Here is a 12470-nt window from a genome sequence, read left to right on the forward strand (position 1 = left end):
GTGAACTCTGTGAAAAACTCTGTGTAACTCTGTGGTTAAACAAAATGTTTTTTAACCACAGAGAACACAGAGATAAAACAGAGGGATGTGTTTTTTTTGATACTTGTTCAATCTTACTGAAAATACTTCGATGAAAATCCTCATTGTTTCGGCAACACAGGAAGAAATAAAACCGCTGGCAAACACGCTGAAAGTGTTGCTGAAAAACGATTTCCGCACATACCAAACTGAATTAGCCGGGCATCAGCTTACATTACTCATTACAGGAGTAGGAATGGTTTCAACGGCTTACCGTTTGGGACAAATAAATTTATCGGATTTTGATTTGGCAATAAATGCAGGCATTGCGGGAAGTTTTAACGAATCGCTTGCCATTGGGGAAATGGTAAATGTTTATCAGGATTGTTTTGCAGAATTAGGTGCAGATTATGGCGATAAATTTATTTCATTAAACCGTTTGAATTTTTCCGGAGAATACTCCGAGCCGTTTTTTAGTGAGGACGGATTTATCAAGAATCAAACAGCAATAAAAAATCCCGAAATTGAAAAAATAAAAAAGGTCAGTGCAATAACAGTAAATACATTAAGCAGCGAATCATCCCGCATTGAAAAAATGCTGAAAAATTTCTCTCCCGATATAGAGAGCATGGAAGGCGCAGCCTTTTTTTATGCCTGTCTGGCCCAAAATATTTCTTGTTTTCAATTAAGGACTATTTCAAACTACATCGAACCGCGAAACCTTAACAACTGGAACATTCCCTTTGCCATTGCCCTGCTTAACAAAAAGTTGCCTGAAATAATCAAAGCTTTCTGATAAATTTTTTTCGCTCTCCCTCCGCAATTGAAATCTAAACAATACTTTTGCAAAAATAAACTTCTGCCCCGCAGCAGCGAACCAAACTTAATCTCTAATCTCTTAAATCTAACTTACAAATGTCCTACATAATAAAACTCGGATTTTCGCCTTGCCCTAACGACACCTTTATTTTTGATGCGCTTATTAATAAAAAAATTGATACGGAAGGTATTGATTTTATCTGTGATGCCGAAGATATTGAACAGCTTAATCTTCGGGCCATGGATGAAGATTTGGATATGACCAAAGTTAGTTTTCATACCTTTCTTCATATTGCCGACAAATATCAGCTGCTCGATGCAGGAAGTTCTCTGAGTACTAATTGCGGGCCATTACTAATAGCAAAAAATAAGTTCTCAGAACCCGAAATTGATAATTTGTCCATAGCTATCCCTGGTAAATATACAACAGCAGCTCTTTTACTAAATTATGTTTATCCTAACGCCAAAAACCACCATGAGATTATTTTCAGTAAAATTGAAAAAATGATATTGAAAGACATCGTTAATGCCGGTGTTATCATTCACGAAACAAGATTTACATATCAGGATAAGGGGCTGATAAAAATTTGTGACCTTGGTTGTTGCTGGGAACAGAAAACAGGCTTTCCAATTCCACTTGGTGGTATTGTTATCCGAAGAGATATGCCCGAAGAACTTAAATCGAAGCTGAACAGAATACTAAAAAACAGTGTGGAATTTGCTTTTCAAAACCCGGATTCTTCAAAAGAATTTATAAAAGAACATTCTGTTGAAATAGAAGACGAGATAATAAAAAAACACATTGAATTGTATGTGAACCATTATACAAAAAGCCTTTATGGTAAAGGAGAAGAAGCAGTCAAATATCTGTTTGAATACGGGTTTTCCCAACGCATCATCAACAGGATTCCGGATAATATTTTTTATCTTAAATAATTTTAACAAAATTCTGATATAATTAACAGTATTTTCTAAAGCTTTTCTAATTACCCCAAATGCATTTTATAAGTATCTTTGTAAAAAATAAACCGCAATGGCAAATCCTAAAGAAAACGAGAAGGAAAGAAAAGTAGTTGTTGGCATTACCCATGGAGATTTTAACGGCATAAACTATGAAATACTTATAAAAACACTTATGGAGCCTTACCTGTTAGAGATATGTACTCCGGTTATTTATGGGTCTTCCAAAATAGCTTCATATTACCGAAAGACATTAAATTTTACCGATTTTAATTTTAACCTTGTAAAAAAGGCGGAATTTGCCGGCTCCAAACGTCAAAATATTGTTAATGTTACAGAGCAAGAAGTTAAAATTGAAACAGGGACCTCTTCGCCTATTGCCGGGCAACTGGCATTAACAGCTCTTAACATGGCTGTTGACGACATTAAACATAATCACATTAATGTTTTGGTGACGGCGCCAATTAATAAAAAAAACATACAATCTCCCGGATTTAATTTTAAGGGGCACACCGAATATCTGGCTGAAAAATTCAACTGTAGCGATTACCTTATGATGATGGTGGCTCGAAATCTTAGGGTTGGCTTTGTAACCGGTCATGTAGCCATCAATGAAATCTCTTCAGTTTTAGATGAAAATCTTATTCTGCGGAAACTGATAGTGATGAATAATTCTTTAATAAAGGATTTTGGGATCAATAAACCCAAAATTGCATTGCTCGGGCTTAATCCGCATTCGGGTGACGATGGCGTTATTGGGAAAGAAGAAGAACAGATTATTATTCCAGCCATTAAAAAAGCTCAGGCAGAAAATATCCTTTGTTTCGGGCCCTATCCTTCGGATAGTTTTTTCGGAACATTTAAATACCGCCAGTTTGATGGAGTATTATCCATGTACCACGACCAGGGTATGATAGCTTTTAAAATTATTGGTTTTGAAGAAGGTGTAAACTTCACGGCCGGGCTTCCCATAATTCGAACTTCACCGGCACACGGTACGGCTTATGAAATAGCCGGAAAAAACATTGCCAGCCCCGAATCGCTCAGAAACGCCATTTACCTTGCCTGTGATATATATAAACACCGCCTACATTTCGAAAAAATAAATGAAAATCTCCTGAAAATAGGTGCCTACAAACAAAATGAAGAAGAGCAGGGAAAAGACAACTAAAGATTTTACAAGTAATCATGCCAGGGTATTCCATAAAAGAAATTTCAACAATAACCAAAGGGCGTCTGATTTCGGTTTCGGGAAAAAATGATGTTATCAACCATTTGCTTATTGACAGTCGCAAAATAACAGTTGCAAATACTTCTCTGTTTTTCGCAATTGTAACGAAAAAAAACAACGGCCACAAGTATATTTCCGAACTTCATAACAAGGGAGTTAGAAACTTTGTTGTGTCTGAAATGCCTGAAAATATAGAAAAATATGAAGGCTCAAACTTTCTGGATGTAAAAAATACACTTGATGCCTTACAGGCAATTGCAATACATCATCGAAAACAATTTGATATTCCGGTGATTGGTATAACGGGAAGTAACGGAAAAACCATCGTTAAAGAATGGATTTTTCAATTATTATCTGCCGATAAAAATATTGTACGAAGCCCGAAAAGTTTTAATTCTCAGATTGGCGTACCACTTTCTGTTTGGCAAATGCAACCCGAGCATGAGCTAGCTATTATTGAAGCTGGAATTTCTGAACCGGAAGAGATGAAAAAACTTCAGAACATCATCCAGCCAACCATTGGTATTTTCACAAACATTGGCAGCGCCCATGAAAAGAACTTTATTAATAACGTGCAAAAAACAGGCGAAAAGCTTAATCTATTTACCAAAACTGATGTTTTAATTTATTGTGCCGACAGTTATGAAATTCAGGACCGCATCATTCAATCAGAAATATTAAAACAAAACAAGTTTTTTAAGTGGGGCTGCAAAAATACTGCTGACCTTGTTATAAAAAAACAATTAAAAAATTCCAGAAACACAACAATAACAGGTCTTTTTAACTCCCTGGAAGTTTCTATTACAATACCTTTTACGGACAATGCATCCATTGAAAATGCCATTCATTGCTGGGCGCTGATGCTTTGGTTAGGATATTCGAATGATATTATTGCTTCAAGAATGAGACTTCTGACCCCTGTTGCAATGCGCCTAGAGTTAAAAGCCGGGATAAACAATTGTTCAATCATTAACGACAGTTATAGCTCCGACCTTAATTCGCTGAGTATTGCTCTTGATTTTATGAACCAGCAAAATCAACACAAAAACAAAACAGTAATCCTTTCTGATATTTTACAAAGTGCACTTGACGATAATGAACTATATGGCAATGTTTCAAAGTTGTTAAATTTGAAAGGAGTAACTCGCATTATTGGCATCGGACCTTCTATTTCAGACCACGATGTTTTATTCTCACAGAAAAAATCTTTTTATAAATCAACAGATGATTTTTTAAATAATGTTCAGCTTAAAGCTTTTAATAACGAAACAATTCTTATTAAGGGAGCACGTGTTTTTGAATTTGAACAAATTAGCCGGCTTTTACAACAAAAAACACACGAAACGGTGTTGGAGATAAATCTGAATGCCCTGATTCAAAATCTTGATTATTTTAAAAGCAAGCTAAAAAAGGGGACAAAGATAATGACAATGGTCAAAGCTCTTTCTTATGGCAGCGGAGGTTTTGAAATCGCAAATGTGTTACAGTATCATAATATTGATTATCTGGCTGTTGCTTATGCCGACGAAGGTATAGAGCTTCGCAAAGCAGGAATTACAAGACCCATCATGGTAATGAACCCCGAAGAAGAAAGCTTTGATTTAATAAATAAATATGACCTGGAACCCGAAATTTATAGTTTTCGGACTCTTAAATTGCTTATTGATTCGCTTAACAATGCAGGCAAAGAAAGGACTAAACAGTCTATACACATAAAAATTGACACCGGAATGCACCGCCTTGGTTTTGCTCCCGGTGAAATCAATACACTACTTAGCATCTTAAAAGAAAACGACCGAATTACTGTTAAGTCTGTATTTACGCATCTGGCTGTTAGCGAAAACCCCGAACACGATGACTTTACATTATCTCAGATTAAACTGCTGAAAGAAGTATGTGAAAGACTAAAAAAAGAACTTCCTGAGCCCTTTTTAATTCATGTACTTAATTCTGCAGGAATTTCTCGGTTTAAAGAAGCTCATCTTGATATGATACGCCTCGGGATTGGTCTTTACGGAATTTCTTTCTATGAAGAAGAACAACAAAATCTTCAAAACGTAAGCACACTTAAAACTATCATTTCACAGATAAAAACCATCAACAAAGGCGAAACGGTTAATTATGGAAGGGTATGGATAGCTGATAAAAAAACTACTATTGCTATTTTACCCGTTGGCTATGCCGATGGCCTTAGCAGGAGATTGAGCGATATGGGCGGATATGTTTATATTCTTGGTAAAAAAGCCATGTTAATTGGAAGCATTTGTATGGATATGTGTACAGTTGATATTACCGATATTGATGCTAAAGAAGGAGACACTGCATTTGTCTTTAATGATGCAATTTCTATTAAAAACTTGGCAAAAATACTCCACACCATTCCTTATGAGATTTTAACTTCCGTATCGGGAAGAGTTAAAAGAGTGTATTATTACGAATGATTTCCTGTTTTTTACACTTTTATGCAACATTCATCTTGCATGTTGTATGTCCATAATAATTTTAAAATTTAGCAAAGTTGCTTTAGTAGAGAATATGGGGTTGTTTTTTAGATACTTTTATAATAACAAAATATAATCTTAACCAAAAAGATATTTCATCAGTTCTTCAATCTTACGAAGAGGTATAATATGTATCTTATAATTTTTCAGATTCAAAGAAGAAGTATTGTATTTAGAAATTACAATTTCCTCGAAACCAAGTTTTTCTGCTTCCGAGATTCTTTGTTCAATTCTGTTTACAGAACGTATCTCGCCTGAAAGGCCAACCTCAGCGGAGAAACAGGTTTTAAGGCTGACAGCAATATCTTCATAAGAAGATAAGACAGAGGCAATTACAGCAAGGTCAATGGCAGGGTCATCAACCCTGATACCCCCGGCAATGTTTAGAAAAACATCTTTTGCCCCTAACCGGAACCCGCATCTTTTTTCCAAAACCGCCAGAAGCATATTCAGCCTTCTCGCATCAAAACCGGTGGAAGAACGCTGTGGATTTCCAAAAGTTGATGAGCTTACAATAGATTGTACTTCAATAAGCAAAGGTCTTAGCCCTTCGATAGTTGAAGCAACGGCAATTCCGCTCAGGGGTTCATCATGCTGTGAAAGTAGAACTTCCGAGGGGTTTGTAACCTCACGTAAGCCAGAGCTTTGCATTTCAAAAATACCTATTTCGGATGTAGAACCAAAACGGTTTTTTACCGAACGTAAAATGCGATACACGTAATTTCTGTCTCCCTCAAACTGCAATACGGTATCTACCATATGTTCAAGCAATTTGGGGCCGGCAATGCTTCCGTCCTTGGTAATATGCCCAACCAAAAAAACCGGTGTCGCAGTATTTTTCGAATATTTCTGAAATTCCGAGGCACATTCTCTGATTTGTGAAATACTCCCTGCTGAAGAATCAATAATATCGGTTTGTAATGTTTGTATAGAATCTACAACCACAAGGTTGGGTTTTATATTTTCAATATGCTGAAAGATACTCTGAGTATTAGTTTCATTAAGAATAAAACAGCTGTTGCTTTTTGCATTTATTCTTTCACTCCTCATTTTTATTTGTTGCTCACTTTCTTCACCAGTGATATAAAGAACCTTTTGGGTTTTAATATTTAAAGCAACCTGAAGCATAAGTGTGGATTTGCCTATTCCGGGCTCACCTCCGATTAATACCAATGAGCCAGGGACAATTCCTCCGCCAAGAATTCTGTTTAACTCATCGTTTGAAGAATCAATACGTTGGTGATTGTCAACCTCTATCTCATCAAGTATTTTGGGTTGTGAAACATTCCTGAAAGAATGGGTATCTTTAGCCGAAATGTTTTTTTTTGATATTACTTCCTCAACAAAGGTATTCCATTCGTTGCATGAGGGACATTTTCCAAGCCATTTTGAAGACTGAGTTCCACAATTCTGACAAAAAAATACGGTTTGGATTTTAGCCATCCGCTAAATCAAAGCATTGAAAATTCCCGGAAATAAAGTCCTCCCTCAACATTATTAACAATCATAAGAATATTGTTATTCATTTTTACGATTTCCCATTGACAATTGTAATAAGGCAGGTGAGGGTTTTCAATTCCGGAAACTGTAAACTTCTCATATGAATCCATACTATAAAACCCTTTATATTCTACAACAGTATCCGGATTTCCCATCCATTGTAAATCGCGATAATGAATTATCAGCTCTCCCCCTGATTTAAACTCCCAATCTTCTACATATGTTGTGTCATAAAAATTTTCCACATTAACGTATTTCCATTTGCCTTGTAATTTGTTTTCAACACTTGATTTGGTACAAGAAATATATGTGAAGAAACAAAAAGAAACAAATAATAATAAAAACTGTACAAAAAACTTTTTCATAGTTTGTATAATAATAATTTATAAAGCAAAATTAATAAAATAATTCAAAATTTGTCTTTTTTTGAATAAAATTTCACAATGTTGTTAATAATATTGCTTGTTGAATACCCTTCAATAAGTTCAATTGTAACTACTTGACCTCCATTTTGAATCGTATGATTTGCGCCCACAATTGTATCAAAGGAATAATCTTTTCCTTTTACTAATACATCTGGTTTTATTAATTTAATAAGATTTTCCGGAGTTTCTTCTTCAAAAATCACCACAGCAGAAACAAAAGACATTGACGCCAGTAATAATGAACGGGATTGTACATCATTAATCGGACGATTGTTTCCTTTAATTTTTTTTACAGAATTATCACTGTTAAGTCCAACAATTAAAATATCGCCTAAATCACAAGCTTTAGACAAATAATCAATATGGCCAAGATGTAAAATATCAAAACAGCCATTCGTAAAAACCATCTGATATTTTTTAAAACGGAAAAATTCCAGTCTTTTTTCAAAAACTTCAAAGGAGGGGTAAATTTTATTTTTGATGATTTCCAGTTGTGTCACTTTTTTTGTTGTTTAAAACCGGTAAAAGAATTAAAGAAATAATGCCCGAAAGAATAATTGCTGCTGTTTGGGCAATCCAGATTAGCCATCCCAGCGTAAATCCTGTAAGATTATTAACTCCATACTTTGGAACAGAAAGTGTTTCGGCAACAATTACCGGATAAATACCAATACCTCCCTGAACTAACATAATTCCAATTGTCCCCATTATTAAAACTGAAAATGCGGCAGCGGCGCCAGTTTCGCTTGTTTCTGCCAGGCTGAAAAAACAAACATAAGTCATCAGAAAATACATTGCCCAAATAGAAATCGTATAAATCACAAATAAAGCCGGCCTTTTCACTTTTCCGATAGATATTAATCCCGCCCAAAACCCTTTAAAAAGTTTGATAATTTTTTGGTAAATTCGGTATTTAAGCAGTTTTTTATGAAAAACAAACAAAAACACTATAAATACAATCGTTAGTAATATTGATCCGTAAAAAAAGTATCCCTTACCTACAAATTCAAATTTTTGTGATAGCGGTTGATATATTTTTTCATTAACATAACCCGAAATAGCATCATACTGAATAAGCAGGTTCAAAAAAAACAAAACCACAAATGACAACAAATCAAGGGCACGTTCTGCCACAACGGTGCCAAATGATTTTTCAAAGGGTATTTTTTCATATTTATTTAAAATGCCGCAGCGGGTTATTTCTCCAAGTCTTGGCAGGGCCAGATTTGCAAAATATCCTATCATCAGGCTTAAAAAAGTGTTTTTAAATTTTGGTTTATATCCAACGGTATTTAAAAGCATTTCCCATCGCAACGAACGCAAAATATGACTAATAAGGGCAAATATTAAACCAACAAACAGCCAAAGATATTTGGCATGTGAAAATGATTCAAAAATTTGTTCCTTTTCTTTTTCGGTGAGGTCTTTAACAAAAAACCAAATAAAAAATATGCCGATAGCAAGAAAAACTATAAGTTTAACACCATCTAAAAGTTTCTTTTTCAAAGTGTTTATTTTAGCTTATTGGTTTGAGAATCGGGGAAAATAATGGTTGGAGAAAAGTTTTTTGCCTGTAAAAAATCCATGCATGCATAAGATACAATAATTATCAAATCCCCGAGGGTAACTTTTCTAGCGGCAGCTCCATTAATACCCACAGTACCGCTTCCTCTTTTTCCTTTTATTACATAAGTGTCGAAACGTTCACCATTATTGATATTGTATATATGCACCCTTTCGTTTTCAATAATATTTGCCGCATCCATAAGGTCTTCGTCAATAGTAATGCTCCCGATATAATGTAATTCAGAATGAGTTATTTTGACTCTGTGAATTTTGGATTTAAGAACCTCTATCATCATAGCGCCGCAAAATTACAAAATAATTTTCATGTTATCAATCAAACGTATTTCTCCGGCATAAACAGCGATAAAAGCTCTCAAATCAGAATTATTTACCCATTGTTTAGCCGGGATTAATGTTTCTTCTTCTGCAATTTCAAAATAATCAAGTTTAAATCCTTTCATTTTTGATATTTCCCCGGAAACATATTTTTTAACCTGCCCGATACTTTGTTCATGTGATAACTTTATAACCGATTGCAAAATTTTTGCGATTCCGGACGACATTTTACGTTGATATTTATCTAATCTTAGATTCCTTGAACTCATTGCCAATCCGTCAGCTTCTCTCATGGTTGGGCAGCGAACAATTTCTATGGGGAAATTTTGTTGTTTAACAAGCTCTTCAATAATTCTTAATTGCTGAAAATCTTTTTCACCAAAATATGCTTTATCAGGCATAACAATATCAAACAGCCTTTTTACTACAATGGCAACACCATTAAAATGTCCTTTCCGGGATGCCCCTTCCATAAACTTTTCGAGAGTTCCAAAACTATAATTTTCACTAGGGGGTTTGGGGTACATTTCTGCTTTTGTGGGACAAAAAACAATATGACAACCATTGTGTTTTAGTAAAATTATATCCTCGTTCTTACGCAAGGGATAATTTGTATAATCTTCAATATTATTAAACTGAACCGGATTAACAAAAATGCTGCACACACAGATATCGTTTTCTTTTACAGCTCTTTCAATCAACGACCCATGTCCTTTATGTAAGGCCCCCATTGTGGGGACAAATCCGATTGTTTTATTAATTGATTTCTGTTCTAAAATGTAATTAATAACATCTTTTGTCAGCTCAAAAACTTTCATGGTGTTTTTTACAAATATACGAAAGTATCAATTAATCCGTTTACGTAAGAGATTTATAAAAATGTAATAATATAATCAATTATTTGCTAAATTATTCGTAATTTTGCATATTGAAACTTAAAATGCTTGTTATGTCGAAATACAAAGTTTTGTTTGTTGCCCAAGAAATTGTTCCATACATGAACGACAGTCATATGGGCCAAATATGCCGTTCTTTGCCCCAGGGAATTCAGGAAAAATGTTGTGAAATCCGCACTTTCATGCCCCGTTATGGTTCTATCAATGAAAGGCGTAATCAACTCCATGAAGTAATACGTCTTTCGGGTATGAATCTTATTATTGACGATACAGATCATCCCCTAATTATTAAGGTTGCTTCAATTCAATCCGCCCGGCTTCAGATTTATTTCATTGACAATGAAGATTATTTTAAGCGGAAATCTGTTTTTACCGACAAAAATGGTGTGTTTTTTCAGGACAACGATGAGAGAGCCATTTTTTATGCACGCGGCGTCATAGAAACTATTAAAAAACTCGGTTGGGCCCCGAATATTATTCATGTTCACGGCTGGTTTTCAAGTCTGATTCCTTTTTTTATAAAAACAACCTATAAAAACAATCCATTATTCAGCGATACAAAAATTGTATGTTCAATTTACGATGATGATTTTAAACAGCTTTTTGATAAAAATTTTATTAAAAAACTCAAACACGAAAATGTTACTGAAAAAGAGTTAAAGCATTATAAAACTTGTAATTATGTTGGATTAATGAAAGGGGCAATTGATTTTAGCGATGCTATAGTTATCGGCTCAGAGAAGATTAATCCCGAATTAATGACTTTTGCAAAAAAAACCCGTAAACCCTTCCTGGGTTATCAACCCAAAGATAAATTTATTGACGCTTACAGCGACTTATATGATGAGCTTGTTGATGAATTAATAAATGAGGATGCTGTCAAATAATTTTAAACCATTAAGTCGTTGAAAAAATTCATTTTATATTCTTTTTTATCTTTTTCGGTAATTTCATTATGTATTGGTATTTTCACTTCCTGTAATAAAAATGAGGAAATAGGCATCAATGTTCAACCCGAAGGAGATATTCTTGGCGTTTCTTTTATAAGTAGTATTCCTATATTAGCACATACGGTTTTAGAAGATTCTGTTCGTAGCGATGAAACTGTTTACAACCTTGTTGGAAGTTATATGGACCCTGTTTTTGGACTTACAACTGCAGGGTGTTATACTCAATTCAGGCTGACAACCTCTAATGTTGACTTTGGCCTAAATCCGGTATGTGATTCCATTGTTTTATCGCTCTTGTATAAAAGTTATTATGGAGACACTTCTTCCTATTTGACTTTAAATGTTTATGAAATAGCCGATGATTTTTACCTTGACAACACTTATTATTCAAACCAAAAACTTGGCGTATTCAAAAACAATCTGGCAAATATTACTTTTAAACCCAACTTTGTTGACAGTGTAACTGTTGATTCTGCTTCATACGCCCCTCATCTTCGAATTAAACTTAAAAAAACACTGGGAGATAAAATTATTGCAGCTTCCAGCTCATCAGATTTAGCAGACAACAGCAGTTTCCTAAAATTCTTTAAAGGCCTTTATATAAGCACAAATTCTGTCTCATCCAGTGGCGCCATCATTTATTTCAATTTGCTCTCATCACTTTCAAAAATCACACTTTATTACCACAGCGATAACGGTTTGTTCAATTACAGTATGGTTATTGATGACTATTGTGCACGTTATAATTATTTTGACCATTATTATTCTTCTGCAGATGTTTTATTTAAAAACCAGATAAACGGAGATACTACCCTTGGAAATGACTTTCTTTATCTTCAGGCCATGGCAGGAACTAAGATAAAGTTTAAGTTCCCAGATATTACAAGTTTAAATAGTTTGGGCAGGATTGCTGTCAACAAAGCAGAGCTTGTAATGAAAGTCGATGAAACAAATATAGACACATATCCGCCGCCTGCAAACCTTACTCTGGTACTTATTAATACCGATGGTTCTCTGAGTTTTTTGCCCGATTATAACTACGGTTCTGCATATTTTGGAGGCATATATAACAGCACAAACAAGGAATATCGTTTTAATATTGGGAAATATATACAAGATGTTTTACAAAGAGGATATATAAACGATAACGGCTTGTTTCTGGTTGTTTCAGGAGCATCAATATATGCCAACAGGGCTGTAATTTTGGGAAACAACAGTGCTGAAAATAATTTTCGTTTGGAAATAACGTATACAAAAATTGATTAAAC

At 34.6% G+C, this 12470-nt stretch carries 12 protein-coding genes; 6 read left to right on the plus strand and 6 right to left on the minus strand.

Translation table 11 applies throughout. The features are described 5' to 3' along the window. The first annotated feature begins 130 nt into the window (after nt 1-130). From mqnB to M0R16_06840, 4 genes are all read left to right on the plus strand, one after another. Nucleotides 131-814, plus strand: a complete 684-nt coding sequence (gene mqnB / locus M0R16_06825) for a futalosine hydrolase (protein MCK9612599.1) — start codon at nt 131-133, stop codon at nt 812-814. Between the two features lie 119 nt (nt 815-933). Then, on the plus strand, nt 934-1773 hold the full coding sequence (locus tag M0R16_06830) for a 1,4-dihydroxy-6-naphthoate synthase (GenBank protein ID MCK9612600.1): 840 nt from the start codon (nt 934-936) through the stop codon (nt 1771-1773). A gap of 97 nt (nt 1774-1870) precedes the next feature. Next, on the plus strand, nt 1871-2968 hold the full coding sequence (gene pdxA, locus M0R16_06835) for a 4-hydroxythreonine-4-phosphate dehydrogenase PdxA (GenBank protein ID MCK9612601.1): 1098 nt from the start codon (nt 1871-1873) through the stop codon (nt 2966-2968). 17 nt (nt 2969-2985) lie between these two features. Continuing rightward, on the plus strand, nt 2986-5469 hold the full coding sequence (locus M0R16_06840) for a bifunctional UDP-N-acetylmuramoyl-tripeptide:D-alanyl-D-alanine ligase/alanine racemase (protein ID MCK9612602.1): 2484 nt from the start codon (nt 2986-2988) through the stop codon (nt 5467-5469). A gap of 138 nt (nt 5470-5607) precedes the next feature. Here the strand turns inward: M0R16_06840 and radA are convergent, their stop codons facing one another. The 6 genes from radA to panC form a co-directional block, all read right to left on the minus strand. Next, complete coding sequence (radA, locus tag M0R16_06845; GenBank protein ID MCK9612603.1) at nt 5608-6972, minus strand: DNA repair protein RadA; 1365 nt, start codon at nt 6970-6972, stop codon at nt 5608-5610. Nucleotides 6973-6980: 8 nt separating this feature from the next. Next, complete coding sequence (locus tag M0R16_06850; protein MCK9612604.1) at nt 6981-7394, minus strand: hypothetical protein; 414 nt, start codon at nt 7392-7394, stop codon at nt 6981-6983. A gap of 44 nt (nt 7395-7438) precedes the next feature. After that, entirely contained in the window at nt 7439-7861 is a 423-nt protein-coding gene (rfaE2, locus tag M0R16_06855) for a D-glycero-beta-D-manno-heptose 1-phosphate adenylyltransferase (GenBank protein MCK9612605.1), read from the minus strand. Nucleotides 7862-7925: 64 nt separating this feature from the next. Next, nucleotides 7926-8960: a flippase-like domain-containing protein gene (locus M0R16_06860; GenBank protein ID MCK9612606.1), complete on the minus strand. Its 1035-nt coding sequence runs from the start codon at nt 8958-8960 to the stop codon at nt 7926-7928. A gap of 5 nt (nt 8961-8965) precedes the next feature. Further along, a complete protein-coding gene (locus M0R16_06865; protein ID MCK9612607.1) occupies nt 8966-9316 on the minus strand; it encodes an aspartate 1-decarboxylase in 351 nt (116 codons plus the stop codon). 12 nt (nt 9317-9328) lie between these two features. After that, nucleotides 9329-10174: a pantoate--beta-alanine ligase gene (gene panC / locus M0R16_06870; GenBank protein MCK9612608.1), complete on the minus strand. Its 846-nt coding sequence runs from the start codon at nt 10172-10174 to the stop codon at nt 9329-9331. Nucleotides 10175-10305: 131 nt separating this feature from the next. Here panC and M0R16_06875 point away from each other — a divergent pair, with 131 nt between their 5' ends. Together M0R16_06875 and M0R16_06880 are read left to right on the plus strand one after the other, a co-directional pair. After that, complete coding sequence (locus tag M0R16_06875) at nt 10306-11139, plus strand: glycogen/starch synthase (protein ID MCK9612609.1); 834 nt, start codon at nt 10306-10308, stop codon at nt 11137-11139. 18 nt (nt 11140-11157) lie between these two features. After that, the gene (locus tag M0R16_06880; protein ID MCK9612610.1) at nt 11158-12468 is read left to right on the plus strand and encodes a DUF4270 domain-containing protein; all 1311 of its coding nucleotides are present in this window, start codon (nt 11158-11160) and stop codon (nt 12466-12468) included. Nucleotides 12469-12470 lie beyond the last annotated feature (2 nt).

The sequence above is a fragment of the Bacteroidales bacterium genome (assembly GCA_023228145.1).
Lineage (GTDB): Bacteria > Bacteroidota > Bacteroidia > Bacteroidales > CAIWKO01 > CAIWKO01.